Source organism: Chitinophaga sp. CF118 (assembly GCF_900112615.1).
Lineage (GTDB): Bacteria > Bacteroidota > Bacteroidia > Chitinophagales > Chitinophagaceae > Chitinophaga.
This window is the reverse complement of record NZ_FOMK01000001.1, coordinates 1,359,160-1,385,018: the sequence shown is the minus strand read 5'-3', so window position 1 is coordinate 1,385,018 and position 25,859 is coordinate 1,359,160. Positions and strand designations below refer to the sequence as shown.

The following is a 25,859-nucleotide window of genomic DNA, read 5'->3' as shown; positions in this document are numbered from 1 at the left end:
ACCGGATATATAGCAGAATTAATGCCGGCAACCACATTCCCGGTTACAGATGTGGAGCTTCCGGTAAATGAAAAAATAGTTGCGCCTGTTGAAATGCATGCTCAACAAGATAACCGGGTAGCTATTATTGGAATGAGCGGCCGTTATCCCAAAGCAGAGAATTTAGCAGTTTACTGGGATAATATTTCTAAGGGGATGGATTGTGTAACAGAAGTATCTGCAGACCGGTGGAATACAGCTGCTCACTATGTAGCAGGAGGAGAACTTACGGGAGAGATCTATTCCAAGTGGCTGGGAGAAATGGCAGACATTGATAAGTTCGACCCTTTATTCTTTAATATATCTCCAGCAGAAGCGGAGATGATGGATCCGCAACAAAGAGTATTCCTGGAAGAATGCTGGAAAGGACTTGAAGATGCTGGTTATAACAAAGTGTTGCTGGATGGAATGAAGTGTGGAACCTATGTAGGTATCATGAGTAATGAGTACGCTTATCTTGTTAAACAATCGGGTATTGATTGTAATGCGGCTCAGCTGATGACGGGGAATGCGAACTCAATCTTTGCAGCCCGCATGGCTTATTTGCTGAATCTGAAAGGCCCTGCAATCGCAATTGATACAGCCTGTTCCAGCTCGCTGGTGGCTACTCATCTCGCCTGTCAGGCATTGCTGAATGGAGAGATTGATATGGCTGTTGCAGGTGGGGTAACGCTCTATCTTAGTGTTGCTCCTTACGAACAGATGTGTGCTGCGGGTATGTTATCCAGGGATGGTAAATGCAAGGCTTTTGATAATAGTGCAGATGGGTTTGTTCCTGGCGAAGGTGTTGGTATCCTGATCTTAAAACGTTTGCAGGATGCAATTCGTGATGGCGATGATATCAGAGGTGTTATACTTGGATCGGGTATTAATCAGGATGGAAAAACAAATGGCATCACTGCGCCAAGTGTAAACTCCCAGATCAATCTGCTGACTGATATCTATAAAAAGTTTGCTATCGATCCTGCTACAATCAGTTATGTGGAAGCACATGGCACAGGAACAAAACTAGGTGATCCTATAGAAGCAGAAGCATTAATGACGGTATTTACGGCCTTCACAGATAAAAAGAGATATTGTGGAATAGGCTCCGTGAAGAGTAACCTGGGGCACACATCTGCCGCTGCAGGCGTCGCTGGCATAGAAAAGATACTCTTACAGTTCAAAGCGGGTAAACTTGCTCCCACTATTCATTTTAACAAAGAGAATGAGTTTATCAATTTTGGAGATAGTCCCTTCTATGTAAATACGTCATTGAAGAACTGGGATGTTCCCGGACATCAGCCCCGCAGGGCGGCTGTAAACAGTTTTGGTTTCAGCGGAACAAATGCGCACCTGGTATTGGAAGAGTATATAGCACCTGTTTCTTCATCTGTTCAGGATAATACCCCTGTATTAATCGTATTATCTGCAAGGGATAAAGAAAGACTAGAGGAACAGGTATTACAATTGAGAGATTTTCTATTGATACATCCGGATGTACTGCTTAAAAGAGTGGCTTATACTTTGCAAACAGGCAGAGAAGCTATGGAATGCCGGCTGGCATTCACGGTTACAAACAGCAGGGACTGTATTGCGGCGCTCTCCGCATATCTTGAAAATGAATTATCAGGTTTGTTTGTCAGCGATAATAATCCGGTTAATATAAAGATCACATATAACGATCTTCCGGTGCTTGCACAGGCCTGGGTGAACAGGGCGCAGGTTGACTGGAAACTGTTATATCCCGGCAGACCGCCACTGAGAATCAGTCTACCTGCTTATCCGTTTGCACGTGAACGTTACTGGTTGTCTCTGGAAGCACCTGTATCAAAAGAAGGACAGTTACATCCCTTACTGCACCGTAATATTTCCAGCCTTAAACAACAACAGTTTACAAGTATTTATACCGGTAAAGAATCATTCCTGCTGGATCACCGGATCGGTGATGAAAAGGTGCTTCCGGGTACGGCACATCTTGAACTGGCCAGGGCTGCGGGAGAGCAGGCTACTGAAGAAAAAGTAACTCATTTAAAGGATGTAACATGGTTAAGTCCGTTAACAGTAAACGGAACTCCTGAAAAAGTAAATATTAATCTTCAGCTGTCAGATGGTGTACTTGGTTTTGAAGTAGTTTCTCCTGCATCAGGTGAAACACATAGTAAAGGGATACTTGGTACTGGTATATTACCTGCCATAAAACCATTTGACCTTACTGCTATTCATTCCCGGTTAACGCATTCCAAACAGGGAACTGATTGTTATAATTTGTTTAAAACCTTCGGATTGAATTATGGTGCAAGTTTCCAGGGAATTTCTACTCTTTATTATAACGAAAATGAAGCATTAGCCCGCATTACACTACCGGAAGAAAAGGGATATCTTCTTATGCCCGGTTTACTGGACAGTGCATTGCAAACCTGTGCCGGCATACAATTGGCCGGAGGGCGTGGAGTACTTGAATTACCTTTTGGTGTAAGTGAAGTAAATATTTATGAAACGCTTCCCGCTACAATATGGAGTTATGCAAGGAAAAATCTTCGTCATAGAACAGATAGTAAACTCACATATTATGATGTTGACCTGTTGAGTGATAACGGAGCCGTACTGCTCAGTTTCAGGGACTTTGCCGTATTGCAGGCTCCCCCAGCTGAGGAGGCCGATATGCCGAAGTTATATACACCTGTATGGAATCGCATGTCAGTATCCTCAAAACAGACATCATTGTCAACGGGTAAGCATCTTATTGTTAGTGGACCAGAAATGCAGTTCGGAAAGGATTTGCAGCGTGTATTGCTGGGCAGCAATAAAGATGTGCATCAGGTGTCTTCATTACAGCATTTATCAGCCGGTATTTCACACATATACCTGTTACAGGGCCTTGCGGCAGTTGGAGAGGAACAGGGATATGTAAACAGAGAACTTGCGGTGTTCAATATAATCAGGGAATTATTGTCATCTGATTATAGGGAAAAAGAATTGCACATTACGGTGTTAACACTGCGTACGCAAAAAGTGATCGCTTCAGATATTGTTACGCCGGGAGGAAGTGGAATCACCGGTTTGATTGGCTCATTGGCAAAAGAGCAACCACACTGGCATATCCGTGTAATTGATGTAAGTGAACCTGTTTTAAATGATGAAGGAATAGCAGGCGTATTAGCAACACCATATGATAAGGAAGAAGTGCTTTCTGCTTATCGTAACGGGTTCAGTTACCAGCGGGATCTATTTGAAATGGAACTGTTGGCCGGTAAAGTCAGCCGGTTAAAACAAGGCGGAACATATGTTATTCTTGGAGGAGCAGGAGGGATAGGTATAGCCACTACCCGTTACCTTGTTGAGAAATACAAGGCAAAGGTGATCTGGCTGGGCCGGAGTGCGCTGAATATGAAAATCAGTGCTGATATAGATGCTGTAGCAAAATTGGGCGTAAAACCCTTATATGTTCAGTGTGATGCCAATGACAGAAATAGTATGGAAGATGCTTTCCGGATTATTAAGAAATCTCATGCTCATATAAATGGTCTGTTTCATTCTGCTATTGTGTTGAACGATATGCTGATAAAAAACATGAGTGAAGATGACTTCCTCAGATCCTTCCTGCCTAAATCGGCCGGCAGCCATCACTTTGTAGATGTTTTCTGTAATGATTCCCTTGATTTTATCTGTTTTTATTCTTCTGTACAGTCTCAATGGAATAATCCCGGGCAGAGTAATTATGCTGCAGGATGTACCTACAAAGACAGTTATGCATTGCAACTGAAGGATACGTTAAAGATCCCTGTTCATATCATTAACTGGGGGTACTGGGGAGAGGTTGGTATTGTATCCTCAGAAGAATATAGGGAACAGATGAAATATATGGGAATAGGCAGTATTTCTACTACTGCAGGAATGGACATCCTGGAAGCTGTATTGTCCAATAAACCAAATCAGGTAACTGCCTTAAAATTTGTTTAAGATGAAAATAATTAAAAAGGGAAGGAAAATAGTTGAAATAGACAGTATTTCTGTGTTAAAGCAATCAGCCCCTTTGCCACCTGTTTATAATAATGACCTTGATACAGAATCGACCCTGAATCTGATATGTGAAAAGGCAGTGCTGCAGTTTTTACTGGAACTGGGATTAACAGCGGGGGCATGGCCTTCTCTGGATGTGTTAAGGAAAAAGATGGGGATAACAGAGCGGTATACACGTTTGTTTGAAGAACTGATCCGCTGTATGGATGTGTCAGGATTTATACAACTGCAGGGAAACAATATTATAATCCCGGAGGCAATGCGTGAATCATTGCAGGGATTTCAGGCTGCGCCGGAATTAAAACGGTTGAAGGAAACATGTCAGGGTTATGATGCACATATTCATCTCCTCACACTTTGTTTGTCTTCGTTCAGGAATATACTGACAGGGAAAGTACTGGCAACAGAAGTCCTGTTTCCTGAAGGAAAACTCGATAATATTCTTAACCTCTATAAGGGGAATTATAAGTCTGATTATTTTAATGAATTAGTAGCAGAGACTGTTGCCGGAAGTATTGCAGCCAGTGTGAAATACCTGATGCCCGGAGAGAAAATAAGGATCCTGGAAGCAGGTGCCGGTACCGGTGGTACAAGTGAACTGATCTTTAAAAAGTTATTGCCTTTTAAAGATCAGGTAGTATATGTATATACAGATATTTCAAGAAGTTTTTTATTACACGCAGAAGCTTCTTATAAAGGGATAGCCCCCTACCTGGAAACAGCCTTGTTTAATGTAGAACAATCAGCCACTGCACAAGGGTTTTTACCTGGTAGTTTTGATATCGTAATAGCTGCTAATGTAGTACATGCAACAAAAAATATAGCAGATACACTGTCTGATATAAAAGTGTTGCTGAAGAAAGACGGAATGCTGCTATTAAATGAAATTGTCCGTACGGAATTGTTTACTACCCTCACTTTTGGACTGCTGGATGGCTGGTGGTTATATGAAGATGCCGCCCTGAGAATTACTGGTAGTCCTGCATTAGCTCCTGCCAGCTGGCAGATAGTACTGACAGAAACCGGGTATGGTAAAGTTTGCTTTTATCCGGGAGGAAATCATTTGCCACAACAGGTGATTGCAAGCGTTAGTGACGGAATGGTTATTTTAAACAGTAATAGCATTGAAGTAGCAAAAGCTGAAAAAGTAACTATTGCAGATAGTGATATTCAGACGCAGGCAGAGAAATACCTGAAAGGAGTATTTGCAGGGATCTTAAAACTGGATGAGCAACGTTTAAATGTAACTGCAGGTTTTGAATTGCTGGGAATAGATTCTATTCTGATAGGCTCTTTATCCAGGATACTTTCAAAAGAATTTGGACCTGTTCCGGCCACTACCTTTTTTGAATACAGAAATATCCGTGAACTGGCAGAATATTTTGCAATACAGCATCCGGAACATTTTAACGGAATAAGTAAAACAGCGGAAGTAAATACTGTGCCGGCTATCTCCCATACGAATGCAGAAGCCGATGATATTGCTATAATAGGCATCAGTGGTAAGTATCCTGGCGCAGATAACATAGATGCTTTCTGGGAAAACCTGAAAGCAGGTAAAGACAGTATTACGGAAATTCCTGCTGAGCGATGGGATAATGATGTGTATTATGATGCCCGTAAGGGAAAAGAAGGGAAGATTAATACGCGTTACGGAGGCTTTATTAATGGCGTTGCTGAGTTTGATCCTTTGTTCTTTAATATCTCACCTAAAGAAGCTGAATTAATAGATCCGCAGGAACGACTTTTTCTGCAAACTGTGTGGGCTGCCATTGAAGATGCTGGTTATGCCGCTAGTGAATTATCTCAGCGGGCAACAAAAAAGGTGGTGCGTACGGGTGTTTATGTGGGAGTCATGTATGAAGAGTATCCGTTGACAGGCCCCGGTTTAGGTGCTATCCCCAGCAGTATTGCCAATAGAGTATCCTATTTCTGTGATTTTAACGGCCCCAGTATGGCGGTGGATACAATGTGTTCATCATCACTGACAGCAATTAATCTTGCCTGTAATGATTTGCGTTTAGGCGAAACCGATGTAGCTATAGCTGGTGGCGTTAACGTGAGTATACATCCCAATAAGTACATACTCTTAAGTCAGGCAACCTTCTTATCAGGTCGTGGAAGGTGCGAAAGTTTTGGTAGTGAAGGAGAGGGATTCATACCGGGTGAAGGAGTGGGTGCTGTGGTATTGAAACGTTTAAGTAATGCAATAGCAGATGGTGACCGCATTTATGGTGTGATCAAAGCCTCCGCAGTCAATCACGGTGGCAAGGCAAACGGTTATACTGTTCCTAACCCGAGGTCACAGGCAGCTGTAATCAAAAATGCGATTACGAAGGCTGGTATTTCAGCAGAAGATATCAGTTATATTGAAGCACATGGTACTGGCACCAGTCTTGGAGATCCTATAGAAATTGCGGGTCTTACACGGGCTTTCCAATCAGATAAGCGACAATATTGCCGCATTGGTTCTGTGAAGTCGAATATAGGCCATTGTGAATCTGCGGCAGGTATTTCGGGCATCACAAAAGTATTATTACAATTACAACATCAGCAGCTGGTGCCCTCTCTGCATTCAGCGGTACTAAATCCTGCAATAGATTTTGAACATAGCCCATTCCTGGTGCAGCAATCACTGGAAGAATGGACTACAGAAAATAATAAGTTACGCATAGCTGGTGTAAGCGGCTTTGGTGCAGGAGGAAGTAATGCCCATCTTATTATAGCAGAGTACAGACCACCTGCCGGCGTACCTTATCAGCATACCGGTGTTTTTATCATCCCCTTATCTGCAAGGAATGAAACCCGGTTGAAAGAGGTGGTAAACAACCTGAAAAAATATCTCGAAAATAAACCTGCCAGCCGTCTGGAAGATATCGCATATACATTGCAGACAGGCCGCGAAGCAATGGAAGAACGATTGGTAGTGATCGTATCAGACAGAAATGAATTGATTAATCAGTTAACACATTATTTATCTGGTACTGCTACCGGCATCTTTGCAGGTAATATCCGCAAACAGGATGCTGAACTGTTATTGGAGGGGCCTGCAATAGACAGGGCTATTGCGATGGAAGACCCGGCTACATTGGCCCGGTTATGGGTAAGAGGCGTGCATATTGACTGGACGATTTTATATCGGGCAAACAGACCGGAAAAGATTAGTCTGCCTTCTTATCCCTTTGCACGGCAGCAATACTGGGCAGCTAAAACAGTGGCACCATTAAAACAGGATAGTATAAACGAAACAGTATTTTTTTCGCCAAAATGGCTGCCTTCAGTTATTACCGCAAAGGATAGTTTAAAAGAAATACGTCAGTATCTGATCAAGATAGGAACAACTGAGGGAGATGTAATAGCAGATAATTATAAAGGTGAAATATTTAACTGGAAGGCCGATGACCCAATGGTTTATTGTGTTCAGTTACTGGAGCTGGTTAAGAAAGTAATCCGGGAGCAACAACCTGCACGTATTACAGTGTTGCATGAACATGGGATGGCTGCTGACTGCAACTTTGCGACTGGCTTATTCAGAACTTTTCAGCTGGGAAATCAGCAACTAAGCGGACAGGTGCTGGGGGTAGATTCCCTCCGGGCCGATATCGGGCACATACTGGCTGCTGAAGTATTCTCCAAAGATATAGAAGTCCGTTACCGCTCAGGGAAAAGAGAAGTAAACGTTTTACAGGTGCTTTCTTTACCCGCGGTGGCTCCATTGACAGTCAGAGATGGAGGTGTTTATTTAATTACAGGAGGCACCGGTGGGTTAGGGAAAATATTTGCATCCTGGCTCGGCGCAAAACATAAGCAGCTTAAATTAATCCTGACAGGCAGAGGTCCCCTTACAAAAGAAAAAAGTGCATTGACTGATAGTATACCCGGTGCTGAATATTACCCATGTGATGTGAGTAATGTAAATGAACTGCGTACACTGATTCAAACTATCAAACAAAAATATGGTAGTATAAATGGGATACTGCATTGTGCCGGTGTAGCTCCTTCTTTTGAAGTATCCGCACTGGAACAGCAGGATATGATTTCATCCGCGGTACTATTACCAAAAGTAACAGGTACTGTTTTGTTAGATGAACTTACACAACAGGAACCACTGGATTTTGTTATGTACTGTTCATCTATATCCGGTACACTGGATGGTGTAATTGGTACAAACCAGGCAGATTATGCTTTGGCGAATGCATATCTGAACAGTTATGCGCATAAGAGAAATAGAGAAGTTGCAAATGGCATAAAAAGAGGAAGGACCATAAGCATCAACTGGCCGGTGTGGGAAGATAGTGGCATGTATCACAAAGACAGTGATAGCTGGATGGAGAAGGTATGGGACATAAAATCATTATCTGCTCAAACAGGCTTAGCGGCTTTTGAAACTATTATGCAACAGGATGCAGCGCAGGTAATGGTGTTATACGGAGAACCGGACAGATTGATCAGTTCTTTTGCAGCAATCAATGAAGGACAACAGGAACAACTTTCTCCTGATTTGTCCAGGCAGGTAACAGGAAAGATACTGGAGATGATCTCTATATTGCTGAAACTACCGGTAAATGATATTGATCCCACTGTAGAATTAGGAGAGTACGGATTTGATTCCGTTTCATTAACAAAGTTTGCAGCTGAATTGAATGATTATTATGGTCTTCAGCTGAAACCTACGGTCTTTTATAATTACCGCACGCTGGAAGAGCTGATAACTTTTCTGCAGGGAAATCATGCAGAAAAACTATTACTGCGGCATCCTGCTGTTACTGCGTTAAGGCTATCACCAGCGCCTGTTAAGGAGCGTATTATTTCTGCCGCACCAATATCTCCGGTCATTGAACGGGAAGGTGTAGCTATAATTGGTATCAGCGGGCGTTTCCCGGGATCAAAGAACCTGGATGATTTCTGGGAACATCTGGCAGCCAACAGGGACCTGATTGTAGAGGTACCGGCAGAAAGATGGGACTGGAAAAAGTATGATGGAGATCCGATGATAGATAAAGGTAAAACAAGAGCAAAATGGGGCGGGTTTATTCATGATACAGATAAGTTTGATCCTTTGTTTTTTGGCATCTCTCCTAAAGAAGCTGAACTCATGGATCCTCAGCAACGCCTGACAATGGAGGCTGTATATCATGCACTGGAAGATGCAGGAATAGATGTGAAAAGTCTTTCAGGCACCAACACAGGAATCTTTATCGGGTCTTATTTTGATGATTATGCATCACTCATTCAACGTAATAACAGTATCCAGGAAGCTCAGGCAGCTACAGGATTATCACATTCTATTCTTACAAACAGAATTTCATACCTGTTTAATCTGCATGGCCCCAGTGAACCGGTAGATACTGCCTGTTCCAGTTCCCTGGTAGCTATTCACCGGGCAGTAGAAAACATCCATAATGGTTCCTGTAATCTCGTTATTGCAGGAGGTGTAAGTCTCGATCTTATTCCTGAAACATTGATGCCCCTTAGCCAGTCCGGAATGCTAAGTCCGGATGGCAGATGCCGCACTTTCGATCAGCGGGCCAATGGTTATGTGAGAGGAGAGGGAATTGGTATTGTGATCTTAAAACCACTCAGTAAAGCCATTGCAGACGGAGATCATATTTATGGTGTTATTCGTGGTACCGCAGTGAATCATGGTGGGAAGGCCAATACATTAACGTCTCCTAACCCGCTTGCACAGAGAGACCTGCTATTGAAAGCTTATCGTACAGCGAACATAGATCCCAGAAATGTGAGTTATATAGAAGCACATGGCACAGGTACGCCATTGGGAGATCCTATTGAAACTGAAGGATTGAAACTGGCATTTGAAGAATTATACAAAGAGCGTCAGTTGCCATTGCCCGAAAAACCTTATTGTGGTATCGGGAGTGTAAAAACAAATATCGGACATCTGGAAGCTGCTGCAGGAATAGCGGGTGTAATGAAGGTGTTGTTGTCATTACAACATCAGACATTACCCGGTAATCCTCATCTGCAGGTTCCAAATGAATATCTGCAATTGGAAGGCAGCCCTTTTTATCTGCGGAAAAATACTACACCCTGGACTATCAATAGTGATCAGGCAAGAATTGCAGGGATCAGTAGCTTCGGATTTGGAGGTGCAAATGCGCATATCATTATTGAAGAATATCAACAGGCAATTACAGCTGCCTTTGTGAATACATCACCGGCTATCATACTGCTTTCTGCAAAACAGGAGGATCAGATGAAGGAGCAGGCCAAACATTTACTGGACTATATCCAGGCTCACCCTGCTGTAAATATCCATTCCATTGCATACACTTTACAGGTGGGTAGGGAAGCAATGGAAGAACGTTTTGCAATAGTAGTGAATGATAAAAATGATCTGGAAAAACGGTTAACGGAATATCTCAGTGGTAAAACAGCAGATGTATTTACAGGTAATGTAAAAAGAGATAAAACTGATTTTCTGTTAAAAGGAGGTGCCGGTAATGCTTATATAAATTATGCTATAGAGAACAAAGAACTTTCTGCTATTGCTCAATTATGGGTAAAAGGAGGGAAGATAGACTGGAATCTGCTTTATCCGGATAATAAACCGGAAAAAATCAGTCTGCCGGGTTATCCGTTTGCCCGTCAGCGATATTGGGTGCCTGACCAGGAAGATGAACTGCCTCAATACCATATGGAAGAACGCCATACCCTTCCGGATCAGTTGGTATTACTTTCTGCACAATGGGAAATAATGCCTGTACAGTCCCGCCAGGTATCAAAAGCGGTACGTGAGATCATCGTAGTGACGGCTTCAGGACTGTTCCCTGAAAGAACAGGATTACATGTCATTGAAAACCTGTCTCCAATAGCATTCACGATTGCTTTATATAAGATCGTTCAGGAGGCAATCACTTATAAACAGCCTGTCCGTATCACCTTATTGCATGAAAATGCGAATGCCGGTAATTGTAGTTTTGCAGCAGGATTATTCAGAACTTTTCAGCTTGGAAATCACCCGTTAAGTGGACAGGTACTTGGGATAGATAGTTATGACATGCCGGTAGCATCCCTGAATGTTATACTGGAAAAAGAAATTGGTAGCCGGGATATTGAAGTGCGTTATCTGAATGGCAGCAGGGAGGCGAAAGTATTACAGCAAGTAACAACAAAGGAACCAACGATCCATGCATTGCCACTGAAAACTGAAGGTGTATACCTGATCACCGGAGGTAGTGGCGGACTGGGTAAAATATTTGCAACATATCTGTCCGGGTTAAATAAGAACATTCGTTTGGTTCTTACAGGAAGAAGTGCTGCGGATGCAGCAAAGACCTGGATAAATGCTATACCCGGCGCTGTTTATTATCCATGCGATGTGAGTAATAAGGAGGATGTGACAGCGTTGATCAGCATGATTAAAAGAGAATACGGTTCTTTAAATGGAATTATTCATGCAGCAGGCGTATCACCTTCTTTCAGTAGTTCCGTACTAACTCATATTGATGATCTGATAACTTCTCCTGTGTTGCTGCCTAAGATAACGGGAACGGTTAATCTGGATGAGGCCACTAAGGATGAACCGCTTGATTTTGTTACTTATTTTTCTTCAGTTTCAGGTACGCTGGATGGTGTATTAGGAATAGAGCAATCACATTATGCCATCGCTAATGCCTGGCTGAATATATATGCACAGCAGCGTAATATGGAAGTTGCTGCTGGTTTGAAAAAAGGACGGACCATTAGCATTAACTGGCCGGTATGGAAAGAAGGGGGAATGTATCACCAGGACAGCGATAGCTGGATGGAACGTGTATGGGGACTTAAATCGCTGCCGGTTGAAAAAGGGATGCTGGCTTTTGAGAAAATATTGGAACTGGCGCATCAGCAGATCATTGTATTGTATGGGCAGGAGGAACGCTTAATAAAATCATTTACGCGTTCAAAGAAAGAAAAGACAGGCATTGATAGAACCATACTACAGGGGAAAACGGCACAGAAGTTACAGGAGATGGTGGGGCAGTTACTGAAGCTGCCTGTAAGCAGTATTAAACCGGATGAAGAGTTGGGCAGTTATGGGTTAGACTCTATCCTGCTAACGAAATTCACAGCCCGGCTGAATGAATATTACGAACTGGAATTAACGCCTACTGTATTTTATAATTATCCTACTGTAGCAGATCTTGCTGCATTCCTTGTGGAAGAACATAGCGAAAATGCAGAGCGCAGGCATACATCCGCAGGCAGACAGGTATTGAATGAAGTCCATCCTCAGGTGGTACGCAGGCAGCCTGTTGTTGCTCAATCGCAGTCTTCACGAAAGGCTGTAGCTGTGATAGGAATGAATGGACGTTTCCCCGGATCTGCAGATCTGGAAACATTCTGGAAGCATTTGGAAGCTAATAGGGACCTGGTTGTGGAAGTTCCGGCTAACAGGTGGGACTGGAAAAAATATGATGGCGATCCACAGCAGGATAAATCTAAAACAAGGGCAAGATGGGGTGGATTTATAGATAACATAGATAGTTTTGATCCACTATTCTTCAGTATTTCGCCCAAGGAAGCTACGTTGATGGATCCTCAGCAAAGGATCACACTGGAAGCAGTATATCATGCGCTGGAAGATGCTGGTATTAATATAAAAGAATTGTCGGGCTCAGATACCGGTGTATTCATAGGTGCTTATTTTAATGATTATGCTTCGCTGGTACAGCATCATCATTTAACGCATGAAGCATTACTGGCTACAGGTATTTCACATTCTATACTGGCTAACCGTATCTCGTATCTCTTTAATTTACATGGCCCCAGTCAGCCGGTAGATACTGCCTGTTCCAGTTCCCTGGTAGCTATTCACAGGGCTGTGGAACAGATCAGTTATGGAAACTGTGAAATTGTGATTGCAGGTGGAGTAAGTCTGGATCTGGTTCCTGAAACATTATTGCCACTTACACAGGCAGGAATGTTGAGCCCGGATGGTCGTTGTAAAACATTTGATCAGGATGCAAATGGATATGTTAGAGGAGAAGGTGTAGGTATCATTATTTTAAAATCACTGGATAAAGCTATTGAAGACGGGGATCATATTTACGGAGTGATCCGCGGTACTGCGGAAAATCATGGAGGTAAAGCCAATACCCTTACTTCTCCTAACCCGGTAGCTCAGAAAGAACTATTGCTGAAAGCATACAGGAATGCAGGAGTAGATCCGCGTGATGTAAGTTATATTGAAACGCATGGCACTGGTACTCCGTTAGGGGATCCTATTGAAACAGAAGCACTGAAGCTGGCATTTAAGGAATTATATAAAGATCATAAACTGCCGCAACCGGAAAGCCCCTATTGTGCTTTAGGAAGTGTAAAGTCTAATATCGGACATCTGGAAGCAGCTGCCGGAATAGCAGGTGTGATGAAAGTATTACTTGCATTGCAACATCAGGTATTACCAGGAAATCCTCATTTAAAAACACCCAATAGTTATCTTAAACTGGAAGGCAGTCCTTTTTACCTGCAACAGGAAACAACATCCTGGAATACGGTTCATAATAAACCCCGTATAGCCGGTATCAGTAGTTTTGGATTTGGTGGCGCTAATGCACACGTGATTATTGAAGAATATCAGCCACCTGTTTCAGCAGATAACACGATGGAGGTGCCCGCAATAATTGTATTATCTGCCCGTAATGAATCAAGTCTGAAGGAGCAGGTGGCGCAGCTATCCCGGTACCTGAACAATCATCCTGATACCAATCTGTATGATATGGCTTATACATTGCAAGTGGGACGTGTAGCCATGGAGGAACGACTGAGCGTTACGGTAAATAGTGTGGAGCAGTTACAGGAATATCTCAGGGAATATCTTCAGGGAAATGAAGGTATGACCAGGGGAAATGTAACCTCAGGTAAAAAGCAATTGCAATTATTACAGGGAATGCTGGGAGCAGAACTGGTGAGCAAACTTATAAATGAAGGTCATTATGAAGCCCTGCCGGATTTATGGTGTGCAGGCGTAACGCTGGACTGGAATCTCATTTATACGGGCCCGCATCCGCGTAAGATTAGTTTACCGGGTTATGCTTTTGAAAGGAACCGTTATTGGTTTGATAATCATACAAAACAGCCGGTTACTCCTGTTCATACTGCTATTGCGCCTCCGGCTCCGGAAGTGATCATTGCTCCGCCTGCATTGTCAACAGGAAAGATAAAGCTGGAAGATGATTTGTTCAGTCCTGAAAATAAACCTGAAACAAAGATCGTCCTTGAAAATATCTGGCAGCAGCAGGTGGTGAATATTCCTGAACCTTTCATAGTACCTGCTCCATTACCATTACCCGTCATTACAATGAATAAAACTATTACGGCTACACTTTCTGATAAATTATCAGCTGCTGAAGTACGGAATACACTCGCAGACCTTTTAAAGGAATCACTATATCTGGAAGAAGAAATTGGTACGGAAACGAAGTTCAATGATTATGGACTTGATTCCATTACAGCGGTGGAGTATGTTAAAAGTATCAATAAGGCATTTGGGATAAATCTGTCTGCAACAGATCTGTATGATCATCCAACTGTTACGCGTTTAACGGAATTTGTACTGCAATATCAGACAACAGCAGCAGTTACAGAGAACCACGTTGAGCCATTGGTGAAAACATCATATCTGCCGGACATTGCTGAAGAGGAAGTAGCAGATGTTCTTGAAGTGTCTCCTGTTTTGCCGTCATTGATGAAACAGGAAGTAGGGCCACAGCTGGCTTTACTGCTACAGGAAGCATTGTATCTCGACGAGGAAATACAGATGGACCGGAAATTTATTGATTACGGACTGGATTCTATTACCGGAGTAGAATATGTAAGAGCCATCAACAAATCATTCGGGATTAATATGTCTGCAACAGACCTGTATGATCATCCATCAGTAGCTGCATTGACAGACTTTGTGCTGAAACAGTTAACAGGTACATCCGCAAAAGAAAAGAATGCGGTTCCCTTAAAACAGATGGCAACTGCCCCTGTTGCAGAAAGTAAACCTGCGCCTGTTATAAAAAATGGTAATGCGCTCGGGTACCTGGTAAACGGAGTACAGGATATCAATATGACATCTTTGCAACAGGTATTTATTCCCGATCCTGCAGCAGGAGAAGTACAGATAAAGGTGATGGCTTCCAGCATCAACTTTCCGGATATCATGTGTATAAAAGGGTTTTATCCTACTATTCCTCCTTATCCTTTTATCCCGGGTTTTGAAGTATCCGGAACTGTTATGAAGGTGGGTAAGGATGTAGCCGGTATTGAAACCGGGATTAACGTGATTGCACTGACAGGTAAAAATATGGGAGGGCATTGCAGTTATGTGAATGTACCGGCAGAACTTGTTGTGAAAAAGCCCGCGAATATTTCTTTTGAAGAAGCCTGTAGTTTACCGGTTGTTTTCATTACAACATATTATGCTTTGCAACACGCAGGGTTAAAAGAAAACGAAAAACTGCTGATACAGACAGCGGCGGGTGGCTGTGGGCTTATGGCCTTACAACTGGCAAATCTGCTGGGGGCAATCAGTTATGGTTCTTCCGGTAGAGAGGAGAAGATGGCATTTCTGCGGGATGTTGGGGTGTATCATGCAGGAAACTACAAACGGGAAACGTTTGAACAGGATATGCGTCAGCATACACAGGGCAAAGGTTTTGATGTTGTATTAAATATGTTATCCGGAAGTATGATTCAGACGGGACTTAACCTGTTAGCTTCCGGCGGACGTTATGCGGAACTGGCGGTGCAGGGGCTGAAAACAAGTAGTAAACTTGATTTGTCCCGCTTAACCGATAACCAGGAGATCAAGAGTATTGATCTCAGAAGATTGTTCCTTTCTGGCAGTAACGGTATGTATACTGTGAAGGAAGCATTAACTACTATGGTGGAGATGATTGAATCGGGTGCAGTGTACCCGGTAGTAAGCCGGATCTATCCATTATCTGCTATTGGAGAGGCAATGGCGTTTGTAGAAACAGGCGCACATATCGGGAAGGTGATCATCAGTCATACTGCAACTACAATCGATGATCTGAGTGGGAAACTGAAACAACGTTTACAGGCACAGCAACGGAATGCGCACTCTTTTAAAAGCTCCAGGACAGCTGTGAGTCATGCGGTGCCTGCAACGGCAAAACATATTGACTACGCTGATATTGCAGTAGTGGGAATGGCTGCAAGAATGCCGGGAGCTCCGGATACCACTGCTTTTTGGGAGAATCTGAAAGCAGGTAAAAATAGTGTGACGGAAATTCCTGACACACGCTGGCCGCAATCATCTTATTACAGTGAAGATACAAGTGCAAAAGGTAAAGCCTATTGTAAGTGGATGGGCGTACTGGAAGATATCGATAAGTTCGATCCCTTATTTTTTAATATCTCTCCAAAGGAAGCCGAAATGATGGACCCCCAGCAAAGGATATTCCTGGAAGAATGCTGGAAGGCGATTGAAGATGCAGGGTATGATCCAAAAGGACTGGCTAACAAACGTTGTGGTGTATTTACAGGTGTTACCACCGGCGATTATCATACTGGTCAGCAACTGGCATATGATAACCTGGATGCGCATGTTATGACGGGAGGAAGTAGTTCTATTTTAAGTGCCCGTATCTCTTATCTGTTGAATCTGAAAGGTCCTTGTGTATCTATTGATACTGCCTGCTCAAGTGCATTGGTGGCATTAGCACAGGCATGTGACAGCCTTGTAATGCGTAATAGTGATATGGCTATTGCTGGCGGAGTAAGTGTACTCTCTACTCCGGTAATGCATATCATGGCAAGTAAAGCTGGTATGCTTAGTCCGGATGGAAAATGTTATACGTTTGACAACCGTGCCAATGGATTTGTACCTGCAGAAGGTGTTGGTGTTGTGATTCTTAAAAGGCTGGATGAGGCAGTGGCTGATGGTGATCATATTTACGGTGTAATAAAAGGCTGGGGTGTAAATCAGGATGGTGCTACAAATGGAATTACTGCGCCCAGCAAAGATGCCCAGGTAATACTTGAACGGGGTGTTTATGAAAAGTTTGGAATTGATCCTGCATCTATCAATTATGTAGAAGCGCATGGTACCGGCACAAAACTGGGGGATCCAATAGAAGTAAAAGCACTGATAGCATCTTTTAGTCCGGGTAATGACAACGTTGGTTATTGTGGAATTGGAAGTGTGAAAAGTAATATAGGACATACACTTACCGCATCCGGTATAGCAGCTGTGATTAAAGTATTGTTATCTCTCCGGAATCGCCAGTTACCGCCTACGCTTAACTATCAGTTGCTTAATGAACATCTGGATCTTAGCAATACTCCGTTTTATGTAAATACCTCCTTAAAGGACTGGCAAACAATAAATGGGATGCCAAGAAAGGCTGCGATCAGTAGTTTTGGTTTTAGCGGAACCAATGCCCATGTGGTGATTGAAGAGTTCAATACTTCGGAAACAATGAATGCCGGGAGTACGAAACCGGTGTTAGTTGTATTGTCTGCGAAAGATAAAAACAGGCTACAGGAACAGGTGGAGCGGTTGCGTGATTATTTACACAGCAATCCTGTTGTATCGCCTGCTGCCCTTGCATATACTTTACAAATTGGCAGAGCTGCGCTGGAAGAGCGGTTGGGAATCATTGCAAAAGACCGGAATGAACTGTTGGTTCAATTGGATAGTTACCTGCAGAATAAAACAGCCGGGCTGTTTACCGGCAATGTTAGAAAATACCGGGCAGACCAACTGTTGGAAAATGAAGTGATCTCTGCATTGAAAAATCAACAGCTTTCCTCACTGGCCCAATTATGGGTAAGGGGCGTAGCGGTAGACTGGACATTGTTATACCCTGATCATACTCCTCATAGAATCAGTTTGCCTGGTTATCCTTTTGCAAAAGAAAGCTACTGGATACCGGCAGCTGTGCAGATGGCTGCTACAGGGGATGTTAATAAACTTCATCCTTTATTGCATGAAAATACTTCCACACTAAAGGAGCAGCAGTTTACCAGTATTTATTCAGGTAAAGAATCTTTCCTGCATGATCATAAAGTGAGAGCAGAAAAGATATTTCCAGGTGTAGCATATCTCGAGTTGGCGAGGGCTGCAGGAAAATATTCCATCGGGGCTCCTGTTACACTGATAAAAGATATTACATGGTTACGTCCTTTACATGTAAATGGTACTCCTGAAAGTGTATTTACCGGGTTATTCCCATCGGGTAGTGATACAGGTTATGAAATATATACCCGCAATAAAGGAACTAAAGTGGTGCATAGTAAAGGCACATTGAGTACTGGTGTTCAAAATGTTCCTGCTGCACAGGATATTATGGCCATCCGTACCCGTCTGCAGGAGTCTGTAAGCGGTCTGCAATTGTATGAATTACTGCGTAGCAGCGGGATAGAGCATGGTCGTAGTTTTCAGGGCATAGAGCGACTTTGGTACAGTGATAAAGAAGTATTATCCAGGATATCATTGTCAAGGGAAGAAGGATATGTATTAACACCTGGTATCCTTGATTCTGCATTACAAACATGTGCCGGACTTAGTTTATCACAGGGGTCGCAGGCATTGTTACTTCCTTTTGGTATAAAGGAAATAGCTATTTACAAAGAGCTGACGGATACCTGCTGGTGTTATGTGAGAAGACCGGAGGGCCCGGCAGGCCGAATGAGTGGCCGTTATGATATTGATTTGCTGGATGTTTCAGGAGAAGTGCTGTTATCCTTCAGAGATTTTGTAAGTCTGCCTGCGGATAATACAGGCATGGCCGTTACTCACATGTTTGGGAATAATTGGCAGGCACGTGAAATAACAGCTACAGATAATGCTGCATCATCATTGGTATTGCTGGTAGGGGCTCCCATAGGACTATCAGATAAACTACAGGCCATGATGGGAGTTGAAGTGGATGTATTGGCAGAAGGTAGTGCGGAAATATATTTTGTTAGCGTGATGGAAAAGGTGAAGGCGCTTTTAATGAGCAAACGTGCTACCCGGATATTGGTTGTCTGCAACACAACAGAGTACGCTGAATACGGATTCATTACGGGTTTACTGAATACTGCAACGCAGGAGTTTGCATCAGTAACGGGAACGGTTGTTGGTGTGGAAAATTTATCTGTAGCTCACCTTGGAGAACTGGTAAATATACTGGAAGCGGAATTGCAGTCGCCCGACAGAGAAGTCCGTTACAGGAATGGAATACGGGAAGTGAAAACACTTCAGGCAATTCCGGCAAACAGTACTGCTGCAAAAGGTGTGAAGATAAAAGAAGGAGGGGTATACCTGATAACAGGTGGTGCCGGCGGACTTGGATTGATTTTCGCTGCTCATATCAGCCGCATTCCAAACACACGTATCATACTTACAGGAAGGAGCAGGCTTACAGAAGAGAAGCTGGCAGCACTGGCTAAAATACCCAATACTGAATACTATTCCTGTGATATTACAGATAAAGCAGCAGTAGAGGCACTGATCAATACTATCAGAAAGAATTACAACCAGCTGGATGGTATTATCCATAGTGCAGGTACCACACGTGATAGCTTTATTATAAATAAAACCAACGCAGAGATCAGTGAGGTATTAGCACCTAAAATTGCAGGTGCTTCCAATCTGGATGAAGTAACAAAAGATGACGCGCTGGATTTCATGGTGGTTTTTTCTTCGGTAGCAGGTGTAATAGGAAATATTGGTCAGGCGGATTATGCTGCGGCCAATGCCTGGCTGGATAATTTTGCTTTTTCCCGTGAGGAAAAAAGAACAAAGGGAAAACGGAAGGGTAAAACGTTGAGCATTAACTGGCCTTTATGGAAGGACGGAGGTATGCAGGTAGACGCTGCATATGAGCAGCAAATGGAACACAGATGGGGTATCCTGCCGCTACCAGTTCAGCAGGGCCTCCTGGCTTTTGATATTTTACTGGAAAGTACTTTTCAACAGGGCATTGTGGCTTATGGAAAAGCCGGTATAACGGCTGAAAGTTTCAATAGCAAACCAGGAAAAGGAACAATACCTGCAGGGAATAAAGACGAGCAGGATGAACAACAGCTGGCTGCAGTAGGAATGATCCGGGAAATATTAGCAGATGAATTAAAACTCCCCTTAGATAGAATAGAAGAAGATACACCCTTTCAGCAATATGGGATGGATTCTATCGTGGCTGTTAAACTGGTAAACAGGATTAATGAACGTTTACATACAGCCCTGGTAGTGATAGATGTTTTTAATTATCCGGATATCCTGTCGTTAGCAGCAAGGGCGGTTGAATCGGGCAGTAATCAGGTGCCTGATATAATAACTGAAACACCTGTACGATTTGCAAGCCCTGAAGAGCAGGTAATAACAGATAACAGTGATATGGCCATTGTGGCGTTGGGAGGACTTTTTGCAGAAGCTGAACATCCGGATGAACTCTGGAATAAGGTAAAAACAGGCGCATCTATGAAAGGGGCTCCCATTGGAACATCCTTCCAATATGGAGCAGTCTCTGCTACTTATCAGGACATCTATAAAGAAAAGCTGGGCATAACCCCTGAGGCATTTATGCTCATGAGCCGTCAGCAGCAACTGATCTTTAGTGCGCTGGGACAGGCAATGCACACTTATAATATTACAGGCACTGGTCTGTGTGCGCTTACTACAGGAGTATTTATCGGTGCACAACAGGTATTTCTGGATGACGCTGATCTGGATCGTTTGCGCCATGACAGTCATATGGCTTACCTGATCCCTAACAAAATTTCCTTCCAGCTGAATCTTAAGGGCCCCAGTGAAATGATCAACACCTACTGTACAAGCGTATACGTAGCATTGCACAGAGCATTGCAAAGTATTCGTTTAGGTGAGTGTGAACAGGCTATTATAGGTGGTGTGAATGTGGTATCTGAAAAAGATTACAAGGGTAACGCCATTATAGGATTATCGGACTTGTTAAGCCCTGATGAGCTGACAAGAAGTTTTTGTGATAATGGTGCCGGATTTGTAAGGAGCGAAGGTGCCGGAGTATTGATCATAACATCCCTGCAACAGGCAAAGAAAGATAATAAACATGTTCTTGCCATTATAAAAGGAAGTGCGGTATATCATGATGGAAGAGGATTTTCACTTGAAGCCCCCAGCGCTAAAGGTATTAAAGAAGCGATCAGCAGAAGTTTTGCTAACTCAGGAGTTAACCCGGCAACTATTGATTATGTAGAAGCACATGGTATTGCAAACCGTATGGCTGATGCTATTGAAGTAGGTGCTATCAGTAACGCATATAGTGAATTAAGCACTAATCCGGATAAGAAATGGCGGATCAGCAGCGTGAAACCTACTGTAGGGCATCCCGAACTGGCTTCAGGAATGGCTTCTCTGATTAAGGTAATAAAGGCGTTTCAGCATAAAACAATCCCGGGCATTCCAGGATTGACAGCTGTTAATAAAGAACTGGATCCCGGGCATGCAATGTTACTGGAGCAGGACGCTGTATACTGGAAAAATGGTAGTTATCCCCGGAGGGCTGCATTGAATAGTTATGCAGTAGGAGGTGTGAATGCACACATCATCCTGGAAGAATACAAATCAGCGAATGGTAGTATCCCGGATCTGGTTAAACAACCGGAAGTTACAGACATACCGGTAACGGATACTGTTGCCACATCACCAGGGTATCAGGCTCAATTATCAGCGCTTGTAAAAACAATATTTGATATAGAGCTAACAGACATTGACAGGACTTTATCTCCAGTAGATTATAATTTTGATTCGGTAAAAGTGATTCGTTTTATCCGGGAAGTTAATGAAACCCTTGAGCTGGATATAAGAATAGGGCAGGTATTTGGTGCAGATAATTTCGGAGCCTTCTTTGATTTGCTGGAGGGGGCATGGAACAATAAGAAAGATCATGCTTTCCCCGTATATCCTTTGTCCGAAGGGCAGCAGGGGTTGTGGTTTATTCAACAACTGGAACCCGGTAATACGAGTTACAATGTACCTGTTGCATTTACGCTGTCAGGAAAAGTGTCGCCTGAAAATTTCCGGGAAGCCCTCTCGTTGTTATTGAAGGAATATCCCGTGTTGAACACTAATATTGTTCGTGATGCGCAGACGGGTGTGCTGACGTATAAAATAAAAAAAGAGCTAACATCTTTATCTTATGATCATGCAACACTGGGCGAAACACAGGATATAAAAACAATGTTTCAGCAGTGGTTGAGAATACCTTTTAATTTAGAGCGGGACCTTTTGGTAAGAGCGTATACAAGGTATGATCAGTCAATGGACAAAACGTATATTCTTTTTGTTATTCATCATATTATATTTGACGGTATCTCCGCTACCTTATTCCATTCTTCATTTTTTGATAAGTATAAGAGCCTGGAAAAAGGTATTGCAATTCAGCCATTAACACCTGATATGGCCTGTTTTGATTTCTCTGCATGGGAACAGGCATATCTGCGAAGCAGGGAGGGAAACCAAAGTGCTGCATACTGGCAATCTATGCTGGCGGGGAACCTGCCGTTGTTATCCTTACCCTATGATCTATATCCTGTAAAGGATGCGCCCGACAGAAGAATTGGCAGTGAAAGGCTTCAGCTGGGAAAGGAAGAACTGATATTACTTAAAAAAAGATCAAAAGAATTAAATATCAATTCTTCTATTTTATTGCAGGGCATTTTTAATGTATTGCTTTATAGGTTGAGTGGGAATGAAGATATTCTAACGCTGAGCCCTACGGCAGGAAGACCTAAAAAAGAGCATGAGCGCAGTATCGGTTATTATGTGAACATGATGGTAAGCCGGACAAAAATCCGGCCTGCTATGCATTTTGATGAACTGGTGAAAGAAATGAAACAGGCATTCATCAGCAGTATAGATCATGTAGCCTATCCTTTTCCACGGCTGGTTGCAGCTTTGAATCTGAGTCAGCGATATGGGGATGAGCAGTTGTTTGGGGTATGTTATTCCTATCTGAATATCTTTGATACCGTACTGAATGTTCACCCCGATGTTGAACTACTGGATGAACCTTACCAGGAAACTGCATTCGTATATGCAATGGAGGTACATGATCTGCGCGATGAACTGGTTATTTTACTTAAATATAACCAGGGTGCATTTACCTCTACTGCTATCCACCGGCATCTTCAATATTTCCATGAATTGCTTACCGGTATATTGTCAGAACCAACAGGAGCATTGAAGGATTACCGGATGCTACCGGAAAAAGAGTGGCATCATCTGTTGGTAGAAAGGAATAATACAGCGGTTGTTTATCCCCAGCATAAAACACTCACCAGTTTATTTGATGAGCAGGTAGAAAAAACACCTGACCATATTGCGGTAGTATATAACGGAGAAAAGATCTCTTACAGGCAATTACATAATAAGGCCTGCCGCTTAGCTAATTATCTTAAAAAGGCAGGGCTCCCATTAAATGCACCGGTATCCATTGTTTCACATAAAAGTCTGGAACAAATATGGGGCGTGCTGGGCATTTTAATGGCCGGCGGGCACTATATTCCTGTTAAAGGTAATCTCCCTGTTGCAAGGTTAAATGAATTGATTATACAAACAGAATCGCAGTTTGTTTTAGTGCAGGAAGAGTATATGGAGAAGGTGGATTGTCCACCCGGTGTTAAATTGATCCTGCTGGATGAAAAGGTGTTTGCCGGAGAGAAGTTGAAATATGTACCTGTCAGAACGCAGGATACAGCATTGGCTTATATCATTTTTACTTCAGGTTCTACAGGTAAACCCAAAGGTGTTATGATTGATCACCGGGGTGCTGTGAATACGTTATATGATATGAATGCACGTTTTGGGATCACGGCAAACGATAAGATTTTTGGTATTTCAGATCTCAATTTTGACCTGTCTGTATATGATATCTTCGGCACTTTTGCATGTGGTGCAACACTGGTGCTGCCTGCTGAAAGTGAAAGATATACGCCGGCTGCATGGTCACGTTATGTTGCCGATGCGGGAGTAACCATATGGAATTCCGTTCCTCAACTGGTGAAATTATTAATAGATCATCAGGAGGCAAAAGGAGGAAATGATCTGTCCGGTTTGCGTTTATATTTTATGAGTGGAGACTGGATTCCACTTGATCTGCCGGATAGGATACGCAGATTAAATCCTGGCAGTAAGGTGATCAGTCTTGGTGGTGCCACAGAGGGTTCAATATGGTCTATTTATTATCCGGTAGATAAAGTAGATCCTTCCTGGAAAAGTATCCCATATGGATATCCGTTAGGTAATCAGTCCATGTATGTTCTTGATAGCAGCCTGTCTCCGGCTCCGCTGAATGTACCCGGAGATATTTACATCGGGGGTATTGGTGTTGCAAAGGGATATCATAAGGACCCGGAAAAAACGGCTGCAAGTTTTATGTATCATCCTTTGCTCAATCAGCCATTGTATAGAACCGGAGATCGCGGATTTCAACATCCTGACGGATATATCGTGTTTCTTGGCAGGCAGGACGGTCAGGTTAAAATTAATGGATACAGGGTTGAATTAGGAGAGATCGAAACATTATTGCAACAATCGCCGCTGGTACGCGAATGTGTAGTGCTGGCCATTGATGATGGCAACCGTAATAAACGACTGGCTTGTTATGTAGTTCCTGAACATGAATTTGATAAAGAGGCTATACGGGAATATTTAAAATGTTATTTGCCCGAATATATGGTTCCATCCATGATCATTCCCATCAACGCAATCACACTTACGGAAAATGGAAAAGTGGACAGGAGTTTATTACCGGCAACTGATCAGCATTCACTGAACGTAAACAGGTATGTTGAACCTCAGGATGAAATAGAAAAAGAACTGGCTCTTATCTGGCAGGAACTTTTACGTGCAGAAAAAGTTGGGGTAACGGATGACTTTTTCGAACTGGGAGGTAATTCATTATTGATGATACAGCTGGCAGATAGAATTAACAGGCAATTTGAAGGAATTGCATTACAACTCATAGATATTATGAAGCGTAATACAATCTCACAAATGAAATTGCTGATCAAAGAAAGGCAACAGGGAGTAACTGTTATATCTGACAGGGATCCTCACATTATTTTACTCCGCGAAGGTCATCATGAGTCTGTCACTTTTATTATACCGGGAGCACTTGGGGCAACTGAAGCATATCTTAATTTATCTGCACAGTTGCCGGGAAGCGGTGCTGTGTATGGTTTGCAGATGAAAGGAATGTATGGAGATGCACCTGCTTATAAGACTATAGAGGAGATGGCACAACATAACATTAGCCTTATGGCGCAGGTACCTGTTAATGGAAAGATCCAACTGATGGGGCACAGTTATGCGGGAATTGTTATTTATGAAATGCTTAAACACATCGGGAGTGTTGATATGGTAACACTGCTGGATTGTTATACTAATCCGCTTACGCTTTCAGATGAAGAAGAGATTGTTCGGATGGTATTATACTTCAAAGGTCTGATTAGTTTCAGTGGTATTTCCACGGATGAAAAAGCCATTGAACAATTGTGTGCTACAATGACTGCCAGGCCGGTGTTAGAGCGTTTGCCTTTCATCTGCAGTATAGTGAATGTATTACCTGCACAGATGATTCTGAATATGTGGGAAGTGTATAATACATCACTGTCAGCTCATTATACACCTGATATACAACTGGATCAGCCATTACGCTTTGTAAAAGCGGATAACTCACAATTGCTTGGAGGAAAATGGGAACAGAATGGGGATACCAGCTGGTATAATTATTTTAATAAAGTCACGATGGTTTCATCAGCGGGAGATCATTTCTCAATGATCAACGAACCCTGGTGCTCATCATGGATTGCAAAACTATAAATTCACTAAA

The 25,859-nt window shown here is 42.8% G+C and carries 2 protein-coding genes and 1 pseudogene; all 3 read left to right on the top strand.

Going from position 1 to position 25,859, the window contains the following annotated elements:
* Positions 1-21: 21 nt before the first annotated feature.
* A pseudogene (locus tag BM176_RS33095) lies at positions 22-849 on the top strand (beta-ketoacyl synthase N-terminal-like domain-containing protein); the annotation flags it as partial.
* The gene (locus tag BM176_RS33090) at positions 850-3,981 is read left to right on the top strand and encodes an SDR family NAD(P)-dependent oxidoreductase (RefSeq protein ID WP_369823714.1); all 3,132 of its coding nucleotides are present in this window, start codon (positions 850-852) and stop codon (positions 3,979-3,981) included.
* A gap of 1 nt (position 3,982) precedes the next feature.
* Positions 3,983-25,849: a non-ribosomal peptide synthetase gene (locus BM176_RS05315; protein WP_090100325.1), complete on the top strand. Its 21,867-nt coding sequence runs from the start codon at positions 3,983-3,985 to the stop codon at positions 25,847-25,849.
* The last annotated feature ends 10 nt before the right edge of the window (positions 25,850-25,859 follow it).